Raw genomic sequence first — 22,577 nt, forward strand, 5'->3', positions numbered from 1 at the left:
TTCCCTACAATCGCTCATACGCATTCCTCTCCCTCTCATTTAATTTCGGAGTTTCCATGAGCAAGGTTAAGCATTGTAATTTACTCATTCTCGGTTCTGGGCCTGCTGGCTACACTGCCGCCGTTTATGCTGCTCGCGCCAATCTCAATCCTGTATTAGTTACAGGTATGCAACAAGGTGGCCAATTAACGACCACGACAGAAGTAGAAAACTGGCCTGGTGATGCAGAAGGCTTAACTGGCCCTGCTCTGATGGAAAGAATGAAAGAACACGCTGAACGTTTTGAAACTGAAATGCTATTTGATCATATTAATGAAGTCGATTTAAGCCAACGCCCATTTCGCTTAAAAGGCGACTCGGTAGAGTACACTTGCGATGCATTAATCATTTCAACTGGTGCTTCTGCTAAATACTTAGGTTTGGAATCAGAAGAAGCATTTAAAGGTCGTGGCGTATCAGCATGTGCAACTTGCGATGGTTTCTTTTATCGTAATCAAAAAGTTGCCGTTGTTGGCGGTGGTAATACCGCTGTAGAAGAAGCACTGTATCTGTCTAATATCGCTTCTGAGGTACACCTGATACACCGTCGCGATAATTTCCGCGCTGAAAAAATCCTGATTAAACGTCTAATGGATAAAGTCGCTAACGGAAATATTATTCTTCACACCGATCGCACGTTAGAAGAAGTCGTTGGTGATGAAATGGGAGTCACCGGTGTTCGAATTAAAGATACTCAATCTGATAACGTAGAGCAAATCGATGTTATGGGCGCTTTTATAGCGATCGGCCATCAACCGAATACTGATATTTTCCAAAATCAGCTTGAAATGAAAGATGGTTATATTGTGGTTAAATCAGGTTTAGACGGCAACGCAACTCAAACCAGTATTGAGGGCGTTTTTGCTGCCGGCGATGTCATGGATCATAACTACAGACAAGCAATTACCTCTGCTGGAACCGGCTGCATGGCTGCATTAGATGCTGAGCGCTATTTGGATGAAATGAATACCCTGTAAAATCAAAATTTAACCGCTAATAACTATTTTAGCGATAACAATAAATTAGCACGTAATTTAAGCTAATTTATTCTTTATCGAGCATGGTAGTCCCTAGCTCACAATCAACACCATTCGATTAATAAGTTCGGTGTCAACTCTCCGGGCTTATTCTATGTATGCGTTTTTTAAACACATACTCATTTAGATGGGAATCAGTCTTACATGGATAAACAACAAAGACGTCATTTAAACCAGTGGCTAAAGCAGCAAGGTAAGCTGGCTAAAATGTGGTTAAGTGCCACGATCGCTCTTGGAGTCATCTCTACTTTATTTTTAATTGGACAAGCAGGTCTTCTTGCCTCAATTCTCCATCAAATCATTATAGAGCATGTTGATAAGCATCAATTAATCCCTTCATTTATCGGTCTAGCAGCAATGATTGTTGGGCGAGCAGTCTGTACTTGGGGTAAAGAAATTACTGGTTATCGCTGTGGTGAATATGTTCGAATCTATATTCGTCAGCAAATTTTAGACAAACTTCGAGATTTAGGCCCCGCGTATATTAAGGGTAAACCGGCTGGTACATGGGCAACCTTATTGCTTGAACAAGTAGAAGAGATGCAAGATTTCTTCTCTCGTTATTTACCGCAAATGTCTTTAGCGGTCTTTATTCCATTCATTATCCTTGTCGTCGTATTTCCATCCAACTGGGCTGCAGGGCTTATATTCTTAATTACTGCGCCACTGGTACCACTCTTCATGGCATTAGCTGGAATGAAAGCTGCAGATGCAAACAAAAAGAATTTTAAAGCGCTTCAACGCCTATCTGGTCATTTTTATGATCGCTTACAATCAATGACGACTATTCGTCTTTTCCATCGCGCTCAAGCTGAAACTGAATTACTTCGTGGCGCTTCAGATGTATTGCGTAAAAGCACGATGGATGTACTAAGAATCGCCTTCTTATCCTCTGCCGTTCTAGAATTTTTCACTTCTATTTCCATTGCTATTACAGCCGTTTATTTTGGTTTTAGTTATATTGGTGAACTTAACTTTGGTTACTACGGTGCAAGTATTACCTTATTTACCGGTTTGTTTGTTTTAGTTCTCGCCCCTGAGTTTTATCAACCGCTACGCGATTTAGGCACTTATTACCATGCTAAAGCTCAAGCATTAGGAGCAGCAGAAAGCTTAGTTGAGTTCCTAGAAGCAGACGTTGAAGCAGCTCAGTCTGGTTCAACTGTCCTGCCATCACCAAAAAGCATCATTATATCCGCCACTGATCTTGTCGTTTTCAGCTCAGAAAAAACTCAATTATTAGGTCCCGTATCTTTCGTAATAGATGCCAATCAAACCACTGCGCTTGTTGGTCCAAGTGGGGCGGGAAAAACTAGCTTAATCAACGCTATTTTAGGTTTTCTCCCTTACACCGGATCATTAACCATCAATGGAATCGAAGTAAAAGAACTCAACCTTAAAGATTGGCGCAAGAACATCAGCTGGGTTGGTCAAAATCCGTTATTGATTAACGGTAGTATTTACGAAAATATTACGCTCGGTCAGCATGACATCAGTGAAGAGCAACTTTCTAAAGTATTAAAGGATGCCTTTGCTGACGAGTTTGTTTACAAACATGGCCTGGATTATCACATCAGCGATCGCTCTGGAGGTCTATCTGTTGGTCAAGCGCAACGATTGGCCTTAGCTCGTGCCATGCTACAACAAGGCAGTTTTTGGCTACTTGATGAGCCAACAGCCAGTCTAGATGCTCATAGTGAAAATCTTGTAATGAGAGCGCTAGACAACAACACGAAAAACACGACAACCTTGATGGTGACTCATCAACTTGAACATCTGAAGCAGGTAGCCAATATTCTGGTGATGCAATCAGGAAAAATAGTTCAAAGCGGCCATTATGATGAGATCAAACATTCTGGATTATTTGCACAAATGCTGTCTTCAAAACAACAAATAGACAGTGAGAATAAGGGGAATTTAGATGCGTGAGTTAGCACCTTATCTCAAGCTTTATAAAAAGCATTGGTTTAGCCTATCACTTGGAATGCTATTGGCTTTTGCAACGTTGGTAGCTTCTATTGGCTTATTAACTTTATCCGGGTGGTTTATTGCCGCGGCTTCAGTTGCAGGCTTAACCATTGCAAGAGAAACCTTCAATTACATGTTACCCGGTGGTGGCGTTCGTGGTTTCGCAATGGGAAGAACGGCTGGCCGTTGGGGCGAGCGTGTTGTTAGTCACGATGCGACTTTTAAACTCTTGGCTGATTTACGAATTTTCTTCTTCAAAAAATTAACCCCACTCATTCCTGGTCGTTTTTCAAAACTACGTGATGCCGACTTATTAAATCGACTAGTTGCCGATGTCGATGCAATGGATCATGTCTACCTTCGATTAATCAGCCCTATAATTGTCGGAACGCTCGGAATTATCGCGCTTACAGTCTTCTTATGCTGGTTCGATATGACGATCGGATTAACCTTAGGGGGAATATTACTCACGCTGCTTTTAGTTTGGCCAGTGTTGTTCTACAAACTGGGTAAACATAACGGGACTCATTTAACTCAAAATAAAGCCAAACTGCGTATTGCCACATTAGATTGGATCCAAGGACATAGCGAGCTTGTATTATTTGGTGCAGAACCTCGATACCGCCAAGCAATCACAGATCATCAAGATAAATTGCTCAGAAACCAATTGAAGAATGCTAATTTAACTGGTCTTGCAAGTGCCCTGCTTTTACTGGCGAATGGCTGGACAATGGTATTAATTATTTGGATGGCAGCTGATGGTATGAACGGTCAGCCTCCGGGCCCAATGGTTGCAATGTTAGCTTTTGCCACTATGGCATGTTTTGAGTTATTAATGCCAATTGCTGGCGCGTTCCAATACCTCGGCCAAACGGTAGAATCTGCTCGTCGGTTAAATGAAGTTCTAACTGCAACACCTGATATCATTTATCCTCAATCAGGTACTGACAGTTGCCAGCAAGCTAGCATTCAGCTCAATAATGTAAGCTTTCAGTATCAAGACAGTAAAGAGCACGCCTTAAGCAATATCAGCATTCAACTTCAGGCTGGGCAAAAAATGGCGATTGTCGGTCAAACCGGCTCAGGAAAGTCAACCTTATTGCAACTATTGACCAGACAGATTGACGCAACAACTGGGGAGTTATCGATTGGTGAGCACCCGATTCAACTGTGGACAGAAAAAGGATTACGTCAAAATATCTCGGTCGTGAGCCAACGTGTTGATATTCTTAATGGTACGTTAAAAGATAACCTACATTTAGCAAAACCTGATGCTAGCGATCAAGAACTAGACACTATTTTACATGAAGTAGGACTCAGTCATTTGAGTAATGGTAATGGTCTTGAGGCTTGGTTAGGTGATGGCGGTCGCCAATTATCTGGTGGTGAAAAACGGAGAATAGGTATTGCACGCGCTATTTTACATAATTCACCGATATTACTTTTAGATGAACCAACAGAAGGTTTAGATAAACAAACTGAACAACAAATCATGCAGTTGCTCGGAAAACATTCGGTGGATAAAACGGTTATATTCGTAACGCATCGATTAATTGGCCTTGAAGCCATGGACTCGATTGGATTAATGGAACAGGGTGAAATTGTCGAGCTAGGAACCCATAAAGCACTCATTGCTCAAGAAGGCCTATATCATCGCTTGCACCAACGATTATAATCTTTCCGTTACTCATTAATAAAAAACCGCCAATTTGGCGGTTTTTTATTAGGCGTTAGTTATAAGCTCAATATTAATAAGTGAAACTATGCATTGGTTTGTTCAAACTCTTTCATAAAGTCCACCAAAGCTTGAACACCCTCTAATGGCATTGCATTGTAAATAGAAGCTCGCATCCCACCAACAGCGCGATGCCCTTTTAATGCTTGCAAACCACGCAGTTCGGCTTGCTCTAAGAATAATCCATCGAGTTCTGGCTTAGCCAATTGGAATGGGATATTCATTAGAGAACGGTTGTTGGGGTGGATCATGTTTCGATAAAAAGCTGACTGATCAATATAACCATAAAGTACTTCTGCTTTTGCTCGATTCACCTTCTCAATCGCCTCTACTCCTCCTTCAGCTTTAAGCCATTTAAAAACCAAACCGGATAAATACCACGCATAAGTTGGCGGTGTATTAAACATGGATTCTTTCTCGGCCAGTACTTTATAACTTAAAATACTTGGTAATGTTTCAGCCGCAAGATTCAATAAATCATCACGTACAATAACAATACAGATACCAGCAGGGCCAATATTTTTCTGAGCACCCGCGTAAATCACGCCATATTGAGAGACATCAATTTTCCGCGACAAAATAGTCGAAGATAAATCTGCAACAATAGGTTTATCCGTTACCGGGAGATCATTAATCTCGATACCATCAATCGTTTCATTTGGACAAAAATGGACATAAGCAGCATCATCAGATAATGGCCATTGAGCCGCAGGAATAATGGCTTTTTTACCATCAATTTCAACAGTGGCGTCAATCACATTAGGCTGGCAATATTTACTGGCTTCTTCAATGGCACTTTCCGCCCAGTATCCACCATCAATATAGTCTGCAGATTTACAGCTCCCCAGCAAGTTCATAGGAACAGCCGCAAACTGAGCTCTAGCCCCGCCTTGGCAAAAAAGAACTTTATAGTTAGAAGGGATAGACAATAAGTCACGTAGATCTTGTTCAGCTTCAGCCGCAACTTTTAAAAAGGGCTTACTGCGGTGACTAATTTCCATAACGGATGTGCCAAGACCATTCCAATTAACAAATTCACTTTGAGCTTGTTGCATAACTGGCTTTGGAAGGGCTGCGGGGCCTGCACTAAAGTTATAGATTGGTTCCATGATTGAATTTGCTCCTGCTGCATAATTTATTGAAAGATAGGCCTAAGTAATGCCTTCTGGTTCATCATTCCAACCATCTCTGTCTCACTTAGATATACAGTAATACCACTTTTTACAATGAGTACAAAATACCTTTTTCATCTGTCATAAAAAAAGAGGCCATAATGGCCTCTTACTTAACTTTATTAGATATTATTTTTGAGGATAAGGCCCCTCAGCAACAATAGAAATATTCTATTACAGACTAAATTATCGCATTAAAAATGGTGCAAATAGCATAAACATTGGTACTTTATGCCCACCAGTAAATTCAATGTTTCCGTTTACGACGTTACCATCAATATAATAACCATCGTCTTTCTTAGTCATCATACCTTCCTGGATGAAATTATCTAAACCCGCTTCAATAAATGGGAATTGATCTACCATTTCATTGGAAACATAGAAATGGGTATCCCCTGTTACACTGTTAAATACTGCGGTTGAATTTTTAGACACTTGCTCCGCACTGGCTGGTAAGTTCAGAGTCCAATTACCATTAAACTTGCCTTTACGAATAGTGACTTTAATTTTATTCAAAGCAATAGAAAAACCTTTTTGGAATAGTGTATCAACATGCTGCATCGCCACTTTCATATCTTGATTAGAAAGTGCTTGCCCATGCTGTTGATATACCGATAAAAGCTCAGTAAAAGAGGATTTATCGATATTATTAAACGAAAACTCCATCCCAAGATCAGTTAGCTTGTCTGACTCAAAATCTAAACTGTCAGCACTTACCTTATGATGACTATTAAAAGTTTCTTTTTTGTCGTTTTCATCTGTATCAAAAACATAATTAAATTTATGGAGATTGAACAACTCATTACCAGTTGAATCTAATGCTTTAACATTTTCAATACCGACTTCTTGGTGCCCAAACCAAAAACCTTGTTCTTTATAACCCTCTCCAGCTCCAATGATATTATCAACTTTAAGCAATTCACCATTAGCAAAGCTACCAATAAACGAACTTACGTTATAATCAAATTTAACATGTCCGTCAGAGTCTAAATCTACATTCAATGTCATTGGTGCAATCGTTAATGTCGACTTATCATCATGTGAGAAGTTAGCCACAAATGATTCAGATTGCAGATTAATCGACGTCGATCCATTAAATTGCGTCACCGAATGAGCTTTAAGTGGTAATAGAGAAAAATCTTCAGCTTGGCTATTTGTTTCAATTGAAATTAAACCATGTTTAATTTTGTTATCAAACACCATGCTGGTTGGAAAGCCATTCAGCTCTAACTGTTGTTTCATAACAGGGTCAATAACCGTAACTTTAGTTTTTGCTGTTGAGTTTAAATAACCTCGTTCATAAGAAACTAATTCTACTTTCACTTCTTTCTGATCTAATTTCTTTATACCGTCTGAAATAACGGTTTGCGCAATTTGTCCAACGGCTAACGGCCAACATGCCACAATTGCGATCACGCCACCAACGGCTGCGAATTTTTTCAAACTGTTCATTGTAATCCTTGTGAGTAGTAAATATGAATAAACCTATATTACATCAATTGTACTTGCCATTATTTATCAAATAAAAGCTAAAGTTGATCATGTTTGATGAAAAGATACCCGTTATCTTCAAATTATGGTGAGTTAAATGTAAATATTTATCTAAATCATTTAATAACCGGATGAATTTTGGTAATTTAGCCACACACGATGAATAGTTTGATGATATCAGCTTAATGGTCAGATCATTTGATGATGACTCGAACACCCTCATTTTCGCAACACTTTTTAGACCGTATTCAGAAAGGACTTTCTTGAACATGCGCAAATCATTGATTTTAACTGGCCTAGTACTGGCTTCTACTTCAGCTCTCGCTGATAGCAACTCGACAGCTAATATGAGTAACTTTAACTACGATTATGTAGATGCTCGTATCGGACTTAGCCCAATGACCTTTGGTGCTAGCCTCAGTAAATCCATCCACCCTAATGCCCACGCAATTATCTCTGTAGATTCGGAGTTTGATAATGATTACGATCTATCTGCAGGTCTGGGGTTCCACGCACCAGTAACGAACTGGACTGATATCAATGGTGAGATGCTTTTAAAAGTCGTTGATGACCGTAAAAAATTCGATAACGATACTGGCATGGAAGTTAACCTAGGAATCAGACAATGGATGGGTCCACAGTTTGAGCTTGGTGGTAAATTAGGTTATTACAAAATTAACAATAATGACGATACTGATGATGTATACGGCACAATCTTTGGTCGCTTTCATGCTACTGAATTATTCTCAATCGGTCTGGAAGGTAAATTAAACTACATTTATGGTGACCAATTAATGGTGACAACTCGCTTTAAGTTTTAATCAAAACAATAAATGTTAGTGTTAAACATTTTCGATATAAAAATGCCTCGGACTTAAAAAGAACGAGGCATTTTTTGTATATCAGCAAATATGCTCTAAAACTAATCGTTAATGATGAACATTGGATAAAAGTTGTTGCTTTCTAGGCTCTTGAATAAGTTTCCAATGACATCCGTCTACCGCACCTGCAAATTTCCACAATAAGCGAATATCCACATCACCACCGTAAGTGTCTTTGACACGCTGAAATACATCTTCCGGACCTAAGTTTAAAAATGTACTCACATCCGGTATTCCTGCTTTCTTCACCATACGTTCTAGTGTTAATTGCATATTAGGCAAATCACGAAGACGTTTACTTTCCTCTGATTTTTGAAATGCTCTCTCTTGCTTAGAATACTCGATAGATGAATAAATTAAATGGTCTAAAGAATCATCTCTCTCGGCAAACAATTCGGTGACATCAAAATAATTAACTGTTGCTACTGTCTGTTTTTTTACATGTTTATAGCGCTTGCACCCCTTAGTTTTCAGAAAGCTATCTAAATCTCCACCGCCGCGGATGAAAATGACATTACCTGAAATTAATGCATACATCGCATCATCGCTAAATAAACCTATACCCCCAAACATTGACCGTTTTTGAAATATTCCAAACTTGGTTACGTATTCAAAAAATGCCAGCTCCATGCTAGTGCCCATTGTAAAACCTCCATACTTATGACTAACCCCCCGATCAATCCACAAGTGCCATATAATGGCTTTCGAGCAAAATATCCTTATATACAACTAATATAAAAAGTACTTCCAAGTATAAAAATCACATCTTATTTATTAGCATTTTTATGCCTGACTTCTAATTCAAATGATACTTCATGAGGAAAATTAAGTAAGTGCGCAGCTCACATCGAAAGGATTTAAAACCACAAAAAATGATATGTCAGTCGCAAAATATAACCATAAACACCAATTCATTGACAATAAAACAACCAATATGAACAAATAACAATCGTCGAGAAAAAAGTTACCTCTCTACCACTATAAAAAAATACCTATAGAATATAATTCTACACTCACAAAATGAATTCATCTTTATGATGCATAATCATTAGGCTATGATGTCTCGCATAAAATGTACGTCATTTATCATATAACCCGAGGCCTTTATGTATTCTGGTGTTTTCCTAATATTCTTACCATTGATTATCGGTTATTTTATTGTTTTAAAAAGTGAGCATTGGCTAGGCCGTATTAACCAAACCGTATCTCAGCTTATTTATGTCATTTTATTTTTGATGGGTCTAAGTCTTTCTGCTTTAGACGATCTCGGTGCTAATTTACAAACTATCGCCTTATATACTGCAACATTCTTTTTTGCGATTAGCTTCTGCAATTTAGCCAGCTTACCTTTAATAGATAAAATAATGCCTATTGAAGCCGGCAGCAAAGCAAAAACCCTACCGACTTATTTGATGGCATTAGAATCAGCAAAGTTAATTTTAGTGGTTGGTGCCGGTTTATTCGTTGGCTTGTCCTTACCTTTCAAATTACCTTATGTTGGCAGTGCTAGTGAAAGCATTTTACTTTTGTTGTTGCTTTTAATTGGTATCCAACTTCGTAATAGTGGCTTAACCCTCAAGCAAATCTTATTAAACAAACACGGAATGATCATTGCTCTCGTGGTCGTATTAACATCATGGTGTGGTGGGTTAATTGCTGCATATATATTGAATATCCCTTTGACTAACGCTCTAGCTATGGCATCTGGTTTTGGCTGGTATTCATTGGCAGGAATACTAATGGGAGATGCTTACGGCCCTGTATATGGAGGCGCGTCTTTCTTCTTAGAATTACTAAGAGAGTTAGTGGCATTAATGGCCATTCCAATGTTTATTCGTCGCTATCCATGTTGCTCTATTGGTTATGCAGGGGCAACGTCATTAGACTTTACGTTACCAATAATACAAAGTACTGGCGGTGTGAAATGTGTTCCAATTGCGATTGTTAGTGGTTTTATTCTTAGTTTATTAGTGCCTGTTTTTATCTTATTTTTTGTATCTCTGGGGTGAATGCATTGTAATTTTGGATTAAAACATTGTGATCTCAGACTAAACAATTGTTAAATAACCCCCAGATCACAAAGCGAGCGCACCAAAACTAGAATATCTGGCTTCTCACCTTCTTATCTTTACAATAATGCGACAATATTATTAGGTGGCTGTTTTATAGTCATAATTCAAGGATAGAACATGAAGAAACCAGTTATTGCGCTTATTCTTACCCTCTCAGGTTTCTCAAGTGTTGCGATGGCCAGCACTACGCCTGTTTCTCAATGCTTAAATGATAAATATGATGCTTATATCGCAACCTCTTTAGAGTGGTATCAAGATCTAGTTTCTATTACAACCAAACAAAACCCTCAATTAAAAAACGTTGGGGAATGGTTTTTAGAAGGACGTACTCATCACTTTGAGTTAAATCGCGCCGCTGTTCATTATTATTTAGCAAATGATCCGGCCAAGGTTGCAGTTAAGGAACCGGTAGAGTCTTGGTTAAAATTAACCCAGCCAGAGATCAAGCAACTTGCTCAACGTAATGATGAACTCGGAAAAATCGCCAAAACAACATTTAATGACCGCCAAGCTCCGCCCAATAAAATGAACTATGAATTACGATCGGCTTTTGCTGAATTATTAAGTCATCCAAGTAATATCAACCCCGCTTTAGATAAATATAACCAAGCGATAGAAAAAACGAATGATATTGTTTGCCAATAACCATTCTTTGATAACAAATACTCTCGTGGTTAATACCTTAATATCTGGCGAGACTTTTCAGAATTTTTCAGCTAAATTGTTTCGCTCAATTTTACTATTTAAAGAAAGCCGTTTATGGGATCCGAAGACAGAATCGTAGATGTTAACTTTGAAAGCTTATTACGGATTTTTACCGTCCCAGAAGCTCCCGACTCGACTCTAGGGAATATAGAACAAAAACTTTCACAGAATTTAAATGCATTTTTGCGTGAACATATTGTTGCGGAAGAAAAGCCTCTATCAGAGATCGAAAAGGATTTTTCGGATGCCGCTATTCCTGAGCAGCCAACGTTTGTATCTGAACATACACAACATCTATTAGATACTGTAGTTTCTCATTCCGTGCATACGTCTGCCCCAAGTTTTATTGGTCATATGACTTCCGCCCTGCCTTATTTCTTAATGCCGCTATCAAAAATCATGATTGCGCTTAACCAAAATTTAGTAAAAATTGAAACATCAAAAGCATTTACGCCATTAGAACGTCAAGTACTAGGAATGCTGCATCGCTTAATCTATACGCAAAATGAACATTTCTATCAACAGTGGATGCACAGTGCACAACATTCACTAGGTGCTTTCTGTTCTGGAGGTACGATTGCAAACATTACAGCCCTTTGGGTAGCACGTAATAATGCATTAAAAGCCGATGGACATTTTCAAGGCGTCGAAAAAGAAGGATTATTTAATGCCATGATGCACTATGGCTATAAAGGCATGGCTATTCTTGTTTCCGAGCGTGGGCATTATTCATTAAAAAAAGCCGCTGATGTATTAGGCATTGGACAGCAAAATCTTATCCCAATAAAAGCAGATCAACATAATCGTATTTGCCCATTAGCCTTGGATGAAAAAATCCAACAACTCAAAGCTCAAAGCATCAAACCTTTTGCCATTATTGGTGTAGCTGGCACGACAGAAACTGGCAATATTGATCCCTTAGATAAAATTGCCGAAATAGCAAGACGTGAGCAATGTCATTTTCATGTTGATGCAGCTTGGGGTGGCGCAACCTTAATGTCAAATCAACATCGCCATTTACTCAAAGGCATTGAGCTTGCAGATTCTGTCACGATTGATGCCCACAAACAGCTTTATATTCCAATGGGTGCTGGTATGGTTCTATTTAAAGATCCTACCGCCATGCATTCCATTGAACACCATGCCGAATATATTCTACGTAAAGGCTCAAAAGATTTAGGCTCTCATACCTTGGAGGGTTCACGCTCTGGCATGGCTATGTTAGTTTATTCAAGTATGCATATTATTAGTCGACCAGGTTATGAGCTGTTAATTAATGAAAGTATTAAAAAAGCCCATTATTTTGCTGAGCTCATTAAAAAGCAGGACGATTTTGAGTTAATTTCCGAACCTGAATTATGCTTACTCACTTACCGCTATATACCTAAAGATACTCAACGAGCATTACGTTTGGCGGACGCTGACGAGTTAAAAATACTCCATCAATATTTAAATGAACTCACACAGTTCATTCAAAAAAGTCAGCGAGAGAATGGCCGTTCCTTTGTTTCTCGTACTCGCTTAACACCGGAACAGTGGCAGCGAATGGAAACGATTGTATTAAGGGTTGTATTAGCAAACCCACTAACAACCATCGAGATATTACATTCGATCATTGAAGAACAACGAGCCATTGCACAAACTAGCCCATTGGTTTTACCTAAAATTCAGCAGCTTACTCAAAGCATCTTGCAAAAGAACTCATCTAAAAACCTGTAGTTAAAAGACAAACTGGGTTACGTTCTAAAATGAAATTTTCTTTCTAAAAAGCATAGAAAATTTCATTTTTACTTTTTATTGCCTTTAAAAATCCTAAAAAACTTCCAAAACTGTAATTAAATTTGAGCTTTGTCATATTCTGATAATAAACATAGGGAAATCGACCGGTTTTGTAATCACAATCGGTATACTTACTGTTATAAAACTTATCTAGTCGGTTTCGAAAATTAACTCGATCCTAATTAACCAGTACTCACATTATTTACTTATGACTTAATACTGGTAAACCTTTTCTGAGAAGCAGTATGAATACATTAGAGAAAATTCAAAAAAACCTCGATATCTTTAGTAAATCAGAACGTAAAGTGGCAGAAGTGATTATTGAAGCACCACAAACGGCTATTCATTCGAGCATAGCCACGCTAGCCAAAATTGCGGATGTGAGTGAACCAACGGTTAACCGTTTTTGCCGTAGATTAGATACGAAGGGTTTTCCTGATTTTAAACTACATCTCGCACAAAGCCTCGCTAATGGAACGCCTTACGTTAATCGTAATGTAGAAGAGTCAGATGGACCTGATGCATATACTCATAAAATTTTCGAATCCACCATGGCATGTCTTGATGTAGCAAAAAATACCATCGACCCTTTTCAAATCAATCGTGCGGTTGATCTATTAACTCAAGCAAAACGAATTTCCTTTTTCGGTCTTGGCGCCTCGTCATCTGTCGCAAAAGATGCCCAAAATAAATTTATTCGCTTCAACATCCCTATTTCATGTTTTGACGATCCACTCATGCAACGTATGAGCTGTATTAATTGCTCAGAAAATGATGTCGTGGTGTTAATATCTCATACAGGCAGAACTAAAAGCCAAGTTGAAATTGCACTTTTAGCTAAGGAAAATGGGGCTACTGTTATTGCTATAACAGCAAAAGGTTCACCATTAGAGCAAGTCAGTTCACTTTCTATTTCTTTAGATGTCCCTGAAGATACTGATGTATACATGCCAATGGCAAGTCGAATTGTTCAAATGACCGTCATTGATGTCCTAGCTACTGGCTTTACTCTGCGTCGTGGTTCTGGGTTCAGAGAAAACTTAAAGCGAGTAAAGGATGCATTAAAAACATCACGCTACGAAAAAACATCTCTGTTTCCTGAGTGACGAATAAGATAAAAATCATTCATCGATTTTATCTATTAAAATAAAAGCTAAAACCATCTTTAAAACCACTTTATCTTAAGGCATAGTAAACGCATTCAAGTTAGAGGAGAGAAACATGTTTGTCGTTATTTTTGGTCGTCCTGGTTGCCCATTTTGTGTCCGTGCAAAAGATCTTGCCGATAAATTAAAAGAAGATCGTGATGATTTTAACTATCGTTATGTTGATATCCACGCTGAAGGCATTTCAAAGGCTGATCTTGAAAAGACAGTAGGCAAGCCAGTAGAAACCGTGCCACAAATATTTGTAGATCAAGATCATGTTGGTGGATTTACTGAATTTGAAGCTTACGCTAAAGCAAACCTTGGCCTATTTAGCTAATAAGCAACGATGTATTATATTCTGTAATAAACAAAGCCCACTTCGGTGGGTTTTTAATGCAAATTAATGCATGCTTGTAACCTAAATTCCATAAACAAAATTAAATACTAAAAATCATCTTTTCCTCTTATTTAATCCTCCTTTATCCTATACACTTCCAGTGTTGATATTAAGTATGTTCGTGGGTTGTATATTAGTACTATTTATTCGAGCTTCGTTTTATCATTCATATACTTTGAATCATTGTAATCTGGCCTTGATGCCAACCTAATCTTTTGTTTTATATAAATATTCTTCTGAGATAACTTGTGAACATAGACGTCGCATCGCTGCTAGACCAAAACTCAATCCTCCTTCTATTCGTTGTGCTCGCTATTGGGTTATCCATTGGCAAAATTCGTATTGCTCGATTTCAACTTGGTAACTCAATTGGTGTATTGCTCACCGCGTTGATAATGGGGCATCTGGGTTTTCATTTTAATGCTGAAGCTTTAACCATTGGTTTCATGTTCTTTATCTATTGTGTCGGAATTGAAGCTGGTCCCAATTTTTTTGGTATCTTCCTACGCGACGGTAAGCATTACTTTTTCTTAAGTTTAGTCGTACTCGTCACTGCCCTATTACTAACCTATGGGCTTGGTCATCTTCTTGGTTTAGATTTTGGCCTTTCTGCAGGTATTATGGCCGGCTCAATGACTGCAACTCCTATTTTAGTAGGTGCGCAAGATGCATTAAATTCAGGCCTTGGAACTATTCCAGAAGGTTCTGAGCTATCAACGCTCCTAGCGAATCTTTCAGTTGGTTATGCTTTATCTTATCTTATCGGCTTAATAAGCATGATCTTGTTTGCCAAGTTACTTCCTAAATTGCAAAAAGAAAATTTAAGTGACTCAGCCCAGCGTATTGCTCAAGAACGAGGCTTAGGTGGCGCAGGACAACGTAAAGTTTATCTACCAATTATACGAGCTTATCGTGTTGGACAAGAGCTGATCGATTGGACCGATGGTAAAAATCTACGTGAGCTTGGTATTTACCGTCAAACAGGATGCTATATAGAACGTATTCGTCGTAACGGTATTCTCGCCCACCCAGATGGCGATGCTATTTTACAGCTCGGTGACGAAATTGCGTTAGTAGGCTACCCAGATAGCCATGCTCGATTAGATCCTAGTTTTCGTAACGGTAAAGAAGTCTTTGATCGTAACCTACTCGATTTGCGTATCGCAGAAGAAGAAATCGTGGTTAAAAGTGACAGTATTGCTGGTAAAAAACTCTCTGATTTAAATATTGCAGAATATGGTTGTTTTTTAAGTCGTGTTGTTAGAGCCCAAATTGAAATGCCGATGGATTTAAATATCGTGTTGGCTAAAGGCGACATTTTACAAGTTAGTGGTGAAAAAAGCCGTGTATTAGGTCTTGCTGAACGAATTGGCTTCATCTCTGTCCATAGCCAAATTGCTGATTTACTTGCCTTCTGTTGCTTCTTTATTCTTGGTTTATTATTTGGTTTAATTACGATGACATTTGGCCAAGTAACCTTTGGACTTGGTAATGCAGTTGGTCTATTAATTGCTGGGATCATGCTAGGATTCTTGAGAGCTAATCACCCTACTTTCGGCTATGTTCCACAAGGAGCCTTAAATATGGTGAAAGATCTTGGGCTCATGGTTTTTATGGTTGGCATTGGTCTAAATGCGGGCAGCAACATGTTTGAGTATCTAGATAGCGTTGGTCTTAAACTGATAGGCTTTGGTTTTATTGTCAGTGTTGTCCCGGTTATTTGTGCATATTTTTTTGGCGCTTATGTATTAAAAATGAATCGCGCCTTATTATTTGGTGCCATTATCGGAGCAAGAACATGTGCACCTGCAATGGATGTCGTCAATGAGTATGCTAAATCTACCATTCCAGCACTTGGTTACGCAGGAACTTATGCTATTGCCAATATCTTAATGACGCTGGCAGGAACACTATTAATTATCTTAAGTTAGCCAACCATTTTGAAGAGCAGCCCTCTCGTTGCTTTTCATCTATAGGCTTATCATCGCTAAGATACGATCTTATAAAACAATAATCTTATAAAACAATAAAACTTAAAAATAAAAAAGGCGCTCTCAAGAGCGCCTTTTACATATTTAATTAACACGAATTTTAATAACGGCTATTAAATATCTTGGACATCAAAGTTAATCTCAGTCGCCACATCAGCATCGTAATCAACGCCTTCAACACCGAAACCAAATAACTTCAAGAACTCTTCTTTATACTCAACGTAATCCGTTAATTCTTTAAGATTTTCAGTTGTCACTTGAGGCCATAAGTTACGACAATGCTGTTGAATATCATCACGAAGTTCCCAGTCATCCAAACGTAGACGATTAGTATCATCAACTTCTGCAGCGCTACCATCTTCTTTATAAAGACGCTGACTAAACATGCGGTAGATTTGTTGCATACAGCCTTCGTGTACACCTTCTTCTCGCATTTTCTTAAAGACCATTGCAATATAAAGTGGCATAACAGGAATAGCAGAACTTGCTTGAGTCACAACACTTTTAAGTACTGCAACGTTTGCCGTACCATTTAAGCTTGCTAATTTTTCGTTCAATGCTGTTGCAGCACGATCGAGATCCATTTTTGCTTTGCCTAGTGCGCCATCCCAGTAAATTGGCCAAGTTAACTCTGTACCAATATAGCTGTATGCCACTGTTTTACAGCCTTCAGCCAGAACACCAGCATCAGAAAGTGCAGACATCCACAATTCCCAATCTTGTCCGCCCATTACCGTTACAGTATCATTAATTTCTTCTTGAGTTGCAGGCTCAACACTCGCTTCAATAAGCACATCTTTATTAGTATCCACAGCTGTTGCCGTGTATGTCTCACCAATTGGTTTTAATGCTGAACGAATGACTTCACCCGTTTCTGGCATTTTACGTACTGGTGAGGCTAATGAATACACCACCATATCAATCTGGCCAAGATCAGCTTTAATTAAATCGATGGCTTTTTGCTTCGCTTCATTTGAGAAAGCATCGCCATTTAGACTTTTTGAATACAAGCCTTCTTCTTTTGCAAACTTGTCAAAAGCCGCGGAATTGTACCAACCAGCAGTGCCTGATTTCTTTTCTGTGCCCGCTTTTTCAAAGAACACACCAATAGTTGATGCTCCACCACCGAATGCCGCAGCAATACGAGAAGAAAGTCCATAGCCACTTGAAGAACCAACCACCAATACACGTTTTGGTGCATTTGCAATTTGACCTTGAGCTTTAGTATATTCAATTTGTTCTTTTACATTTGCTTCGCAACCAACAGGGTGAGTGGTTGTACAGATAAATCCACGGATCTTAGGTTTGATAATCATATTCAGCTTCCTTTAAAAAACATCTGTAGGATAAAAGTTTATCCCCATTTTCGCACCCTATTTCTCTTTTTTTTACCAAAATAGGCTTGTGGTTAGACCTGTATTGAGTCTTTTACATAAGAAACCTATAAATTAGACACAAAAAACCTCAATTGCAATTAATCCAAGTATTAAGATCATTTCACAATTGAGGTTTAGCTATTTAATCATTCAGTGACGTTGTAGTTTTACTAAGCTGCACTATTCTGTTTTTCCCCAGCTTTACCATTTGATTTTTTATGGGTGAGAATTTCACTCATATCATGGCTAAAATGATCAACCTGAATAGAGCGATAACGTAATTCATCTGCTGCTAAGATTTCTTTTACCTCATCTTGAGTCAGAATTTTTTGTTCAAGAGCCATCTCAAGGCGATCTTTCAATAACCCTGATTTTGGTAATTTCCCATCTTTCACAGCAGTATGTACTTTTCTTTCTAAATGGCGGACATCATACATCGCAACAAAAGCGCGTTCGATAAGACCTACACTGTCGTGCTCATCATCGCCAATAAAGCACAACCTAGTTAAACGATCACGATCTGCTCCCGGAATCATCATACTTGTCGCTATCTTATTTTTTTGTTGATCACTTGGAACTTTAAAACGGTTACCTAGTGGGAAAACTAATAACTTGAGAAGATTAGCAGCAATCTTGTTGGGTAGGTTATTGTATGCTTCTTCTAAGGCTTTAGATGCTTGGTGTAAACAATGTGTCATAGCGTAATGTACATAGTCTAAGTCTGCTTGTTGACGTCCTTCATCTTCAAAACGTTTCAATACGGCGGATCCTAGATATAGATAACTTAACGCATCACCTAAACGTGCCGAAATCATCTCTTTGCGTTTAAGCTCGCCACCTAATGTCAGCATTGCAAAATCAGTTGTCACCGCTAACGCTTTACTCAATCGGGTCATGTGTTGATAGTAACGCTTAGTTTCACCCGAGCTTTGAGACTTTGCAAAATGAGAACCTGTTAATGCCATGCTAAACGCACCGACACTGTTTTTGATCGCATAACCCATATGTTTAAACAATAGACTATCAAATTCTTTTGCCCCTGCGGCTTCATCAGGGTTAGCAGCAGCTTCCATTTCAGGTAATACAAATGGGTGACAACGCGTTGCTCCTTGGCCAAAAATCATCAAGTTACGAGTTAAAATATTCGCCCCTTCAACCGTAATAGCAACCGGTACACCATAATAATGGTGGGCTAGATAATTCATAGGCCCAGTTTGAATAGCGCGACCAGAATGGATATCCATTGAATCATTTAATATCGTACGCCCCATTTCTGTCATATGATATTTTGCAATAGCCGTAACAATTCCGGGCTTTTCCCCCATATCAAGTGAGGTAGTAGTTAAAGTACGCGCGGCTTCAAGTATATAAGTCATACCACCAATACGTGCCATCGCATCCTCAACGCCTTCAAACTTACCAATCGACATACCAAATTGTTTACGGACATAAGCATAAGCACCGGTAGTACGGCTGGTTAAATGGCCAATTGCGGTACCAAGAGCAGGAAGTGAAATACCACGGCCTGCGGATAAACACTCCACCAACATACGCCAACCTTTACCGGCATAATCAGCGCCACCAATTAACCAATCCATAGGAATGAAAATATCTTCTCCACGTGTTGGGCCATTCATGAAAGCCAAACCAAGTGGATCATGGCGCTCACCAATTTCTACACCATCATGGTTGGTTGGTATAAGTGCACAAGTAATGCCAAGGTGCTCTTTATCGCCTAAAAGGTGATCAGGGTCATCAAGTTTAAACGCCAGTCCTAAAACAGTAGCCACTGGCGCTAACGTGATATAGCGTTTATTCCAGCTTAAACGAATACCTAATACTTCTTTGCCTTCATGCATTCCTTTACATACAACCCCAATATCAGGAATACTACCAGCATCAGAACCAGCTTCAGGCCCTGTTAAAGCAAAGCACGGAATATCAGTGCCATCAGCTAAACGAGGCAACCAATAATCTTTTTGTTCTTGCGTACCATAATGGGAAAGCAACTCTCCAGGACCTAATGAATTGGGCACCATAATCGCGACAGCAGCACTGATACTACGAGTCGCAATTTTTGTGACAATGGTAGAGTTTGCATGTGCAGAAAAACTCTTACCGCCATATTCCTTACCTATGATCAAAGCAAAGAATTTTTCATGGCGAATATAGTCCCAAACTTCTTTCGGCATATCTCGATCTTGTTGAACAATTTTATAGTCATCCAGCATGTTCAATAAAATTTCAACTTCATTATCAATAAAAGATTGTTCTTCTGGGGTTAACTGCGGTTTAGGATAACTATGTAATGTTTGCCAATCAGGAGACCCTGAAAATAGCTCACCATCCCACCAGACACTTCCAGCTTCCATTGCTTCACGTTCAGTATTGGATAGCGGCGGTAAAACTTGTTTAAACCATTTAAACGCTGGTTCACTAATCCATTTTTGTCGTAAAGAACTCATAATCTATTCCTTTTTCCACGTTATTAATTGTTATGAACTTAAATCGCAGCTAGCCCATATCGAATATAAGGTATCAATACCCATCGTTTATTATTGTTTTTATTAACCCTAAATATCAGCCGCAACACCCGCCGCTAAAAAAGGAATAAGCTGTTGAATTACAGCGTCCGAATCCACTTTTTTTCCATAGGAATTAAATGCAATTTCTGCTAACGCCTTACTCGAGGACATAGTGAAAACACACGTACCTAGAGTAAAGTGTAGACGCCAAAAGAGTGTTTCAGGTTCAATTCCAGGACTCGCTTTTTTGACCGATTCTGTAAATAAGTTCAATACACTGCTGTATCGTGTCGTGATAAACCAACGTAAATGTCCTTGTACATCGGTATAGCCTCTACCCGTCAATAACATAAAACGACTTGCCCCATTCGGCCGCACTTTATCTAAAGACATCAAAGGTGCGCTTAACGTATTAAAAACATCTCTCATACTGTAATCATTTTTTTGATTGAGAGATTGAAGTGACTTCTCTAGCTCAGGCATAAAGGCTTCTAAGTAACGATTCAGTACTGCTCGTACTAATGTTTTTTTATCGCCAAAATGATAATTAACCGATGCTAAATTCACATTTGCTTTGGTGGTAATGGTACGCAGTGATGTATCGTTAAATCCATGCTCTGCAAATAGCACTTCCGCTACATCCATTATTTTTGCTTTCGTGATATTTTTAGGACTCATTACTATATTTCACCAGAATAAAATCAAATAACCGTATTAAACAGATGTTTGAATTCTAGAGTAGAACAGACAATTGAAACTATCGTTCAGATCACAAATGCAACAAGTGGAGAATAAAAAATTAAAGAAGGTGATATTTAGGTATGTATTTCAATGCGTTAAAATAATCATCAAAAAATTGGAACTGAATAAAAAAAACTGAGTCTTATAATAGGTAACAAGCAGAAATTGAATTTAGTTATATACAGTAGAAATAATTACTTTCAACGATTTCAGCTAAAGTGTAATTTTTTCATACTTAATCCCTTATATTGTTTTAGCCCACATCAAATTGATATGGGCTTTTTTTTATCTATTTCGTGAATGCCTAAAGTCGTTATAACTATTTTTCTTTTGATAATGCTGCTTTTGACGGCTCATCTTTCGGTAAGAAAATATGCAGTAAAATATAACCTAAAATTGCTGCTGTTGTAGAACCAATCAAAATACCCAAGCGTGAATAAGTATCAAAAGCTGCATCTACATTGGTAAAAGCCAAAGACGATATAAATATAGACATAGTAAAGCCAATACCACATAGCACTGATACTGCAAAGATCTGTTTGAAATTAATCCCTTCGGGTAATTTGGCAAAACCCAGCTTTACAGAAATCCAGCTGAAACTAAATACACCAAGAGGTTTACCAACGAGTAGACCAAGCGCAATACCAAGTGGCAACATTGAAGTTAATCCGCTCATGGATACACCTTGTAGCGAAATCCCTGCATTGGCGAACGCAAACAATGGCAAAATCAAAAAAGACACATATGGATGTAAGGCATGTTCTAAATGCTTTAATGGCGATCTTTGTTCTTCTTTGCCTTTCAAAGGAATGGTAAAACCAATCACGACACCCGCTAAAGTTGCATGAACACCAGACTGTAAAACGCTCACCCATAGAATAAAGCCGACCAATAAATACCAGCGAATTTGTGTGACATTCTTAAGATTCATTACGAACAATACCGCGGTTGAGATGAGGCCAACCAATAGTGCTAAAGTTGAAAGATCATTTGAATAAAACAATGCAATGATCACGACCACACCTAAATCATCAATGATCGCTAATGCCAATAAGAATACTTTTAAACTAACAGGCACACGGCTACCTAACAAAGCCATAATACCTAATGCAAAAGCAATATCTGTTGCAGCAGGAATTGCCCAACCACTCACGGCAATAGGATCATTACCATTAAAAGCAAGATAGACCAAAGCCGGAGCTAACATTCCACCTATGGCTGCAATCGCAGGAAACAACGCTGTTTCTTTCGATTTTAAAGCACCTTCCAATAACTCACGTTTTACTTCCAATCCAATTAATAAGAAGAATACCGCCATCAAGCCATCATTAATCCAATGCGAAGAAGACATACCCAAAATATCAATATGTAATGCTGCTTGGTACGTTTCGTTAAAAGCAGAGTTGGCAACAAACATAGCAAGTACGGCCGCAATCACTAAGATAATGCCACTGGCCGATTCCTTTTTAAAAAAATTAAACATACTACCACTCATTAATTATTGTTCCTTTAAGACTAGC

Annotated in this window: 17 protein-coding genes; 10 read left to right on the forward strand and 7 right to left on the reverse strand. The window is 38.6% G+C overall.

Annotated elements, in window-relative coordinates; all coding sequences use genetic code 11:
* Positions 1 to 56 precede the first annotated feature (56 nt).
* The 3 genes from trxB (at position 57) to cydC (ending at position 4,719) form a co-directional block, all read left to right on the forward strand.
* Positions 57 to 1,016 carry a thioredoxin-disulfide reductase gene (gene trxB / locus HC725_RS11215; RefSeq protein ID WP_190331909.1) on the forward strand — a complete coding sequence of 320 codons (960 nt, stop codon included), beginning with the start codon at positions 57 to 59 and terminating at the stop codon, positions 1,014 to 1,016.
* Between the two features lie 204 nt (positions 1,017 to 1,220).
* A complete protein-coding gene (gene cydD, locus HC725_RS11220; RefSeq protein WP_190331910.1) occupies positions 1,221 to 3,005 on the forward strand; it encodes a heme ABC transporter permease/ATP-binding protein CydD in 1,785 nt (594 codons plus the stop codon).
* Positions 2,998 to 4,719 carry a heme ABC transporter ATP-binding protein/permease CydC gene (gene cydC, locus HC725_RS11225; protein ID WP_190331911.1) on the forward strand — a complete coding sequence of 574 codons (1,722 nt, stop codon included), beginning with the start codon at positions 2,998 to 3,000 and terminating at the stop codon, positions 4,717 to 4,719. Before cydD ends, cydC begins: the two co-directional genes overlap by 8 nt.
* Positions 4,720 to 4,805: 86 nt before the next feature.
* Here the strand turns inward: cydC and serC are convergent, their stop codons facing one another.
* Entirely contained in the window at positions 4,806 to 5,888 is a 1,083-nt protein-coding gene (serC, locus tag HC725_RS11230; protein ID WP_190331912.1) for a 3-phosphoserine/phosphohydroxythreonine transaminase, read from the reverse strand.
* A 249-nt stretch (positions 5,889 to 6,137) separates the two neighbouring features.
* Entirely contained in the window at positions 6,138 to 7,403 is a 1,266-nt protein-coding gene (locus HC725_RS11235; protein ID WP_190331913.1) for a DUF945 family protein, read from the reverse strand.
* 308 nt (positions 7,404 to 7,711) lie between these two features.
* Between HC725_RS11235 and HC725_RS11240 the strand changes: the two genes are divergently transcribed.
* Entirely contained in the window at positions 7,712 to 8,263 is a 552-nt protein-coding gene (locus tag HC725_RS11240; protein WP_190331914.1) for a hypothetical protein, read from the forward strand.
* Positions 8,264 to 8,371: 108 nt separating this feature from the next.
* Here the strand turns inward: HC725_RS11240 and HC725_RS11245 are convergent, their stop codons facing one another.
* Positions 8,372 to 8,965 (reverse strand): TfoX/Sxy family DNA transformation protein, encoded by a 594-nt coding sequence (locus tag HC725_RS11245; protein ID WP_190331915.1) that lies wholly within the window; start codon positions 8,963 to 8,965, stop codon positions 8,372 to 8,374.
* Between the two features lie 464 nt (positions 8,966 to 9,429).
* Here HC725_RS11245 and HC725_RS11250 point away from each other — a divergent pair, with 464 nt between their 5' ends.
* The 6 genes from HC725_RS11250 to HC725_RS11275 all read left to right on the forward strand — a co-directional run bounded on the left by HC725_RS11250 (position 9,430) and on the right by HC725_RS11275 (position 16,355).
* Entirely contained in the window at positions 9,430 to 10,332 is a 903-nt protein-coding gene (locus HC725_RS11250; protein ID WP_190331916.1) for a lysine exporter LysO family protein, read from the forward strand.
* Between the two features lie 180 nt (positions 10,333 to 10,512).
* Positions 10,513 to 11,040 (forward strand): hypothetical protein, encoded by a 528-nt coding sequence (locus HC725_RS11255; protein ID WP_190331917.1) that lies wholly within the window; start codon positions 10,513 to 10,515, stop codon positions 11,038 to 11,040.
* A 114-nt stretch (positions 11,041 to 11,154) separates the two neighbouring features.
* Complete coding sequence (gene panP / locus HC725_RS11260) at positions 11,155 to 12,819, forward strand: pyridoxal-dependent aspartate 1-decarboxylase PanP (protein ID WP_190331918.1); 1,665 nt, start codon at positions 11,155 to 11,157, stop codon at positions 12,817 to 12,819.
* Positions 12,820 to 13,124: 305 nt separating this feature from the next.
* Complete coding sequence (locus tag HC725_RS11265) at positions 13,125 to 13,985, forward strand: MurR/RpiR family transcriptional regulator (RefSeq protein ID WP_190331919.1); 861 nt, start codon at positions 13,125 to 13,127, stop codon at positions 13,983 to 13,985.
* 115 nt (positions 13,986 to 14,100) lie between these two features.
* A complete protein-coding gene (locus tag HC725_RS11270) occupies positions 14,101 to 14,364 on the forward strand; it encodes a GrxA family glutaredoxin (protein WP_190331920.1) in 264 nt (87 codons plus the stop codon).
* A 308-nt stretch (positions 14,365 to 14,672) separates the two neighbouring features.
* Entirely contained in the window at positions 14,673 to 16,355 is a 1,683-nt protein-coding gene (locus HC725_RS11275) for an aspartate:alanine antiporter (RefSeq protein ID WP_190331921.1), read from the forward strand.
* A gap of 173 nt (positions 16,356 to 16,528) precedes the next feature.
* Here the strand turns inward: HC725_RS11275 and fabV are convergent, their stop codons facing one another.
* The 4 genes from fabV to nhaA all read right to left on the reverse strand — a co-directional run bounded on the left by fabV (position 16,529) and on the right by nhaA (position 22,540).
* Complete coding sequence (gene fabV / locus HC725_RS11280) at positions 16,529 to 17,731, reverse strand: enoyl-ACP reductase FabV (RefSeq protein ID WP_190331922.1); 1,203 nt, start codon at positions 17,729 to 17,731, stop codon at positions 16,529 to 16,531.
* 230 nt (positions 17,732 to 17,961) lie between these two features.
* Positions 17,962 to 20,256, reverse strand: a complete 2,295-nt coding sequence (locus HC725_RS11285; RefSeq protein WP_190331923.1) for an acyl-CoA dehydrogenase — start codon at positions 20,254 to 20,256, stop codon at positions 17,962 to 17,964.
* A gap of 108 nt (positions 20,257 to 20,364) precedes the next feature.
* The gene (locus tag HC725_RS11290) at positions 20,365 to 20,994 is read right to left on the reverse strand and encodes a TetR/AcrR family transcriptional regulator (RefSeq protein ID WP_190331924.1); all 630 of its coding nucleotides are present in this window, start codon (positions 20,992 to 20,994) and stop codon (positions 20,365 to 20,367) included.
* A gap of 382 nt (positions 20,995 to 21,376) precedes the next feature.
* Positions 21,377 to 22,540 (reverse strand): Na+/H+ antiporter NhaA, encoded by a 1,164-nt coding sequence (gene nhaA, locus HC725_RS11295; protein WP_446751366.1) that lies wholly within the window; start codon positions 22,538 to 22,540, stop codon positions 21,377 to 21,379.
* Positions 22,541 to 22,577 lie beyond the last annotated feature (37 nt).

Origin of the sequence: Vibrio sp. S17_S38, assembly GCF_014694375.1 — a bacterium.
GTDB lineage: Bacteria > Pseudomonadota > Gammaproteobacteria > Enterobacterales > Vibrionaceae > Vibrio.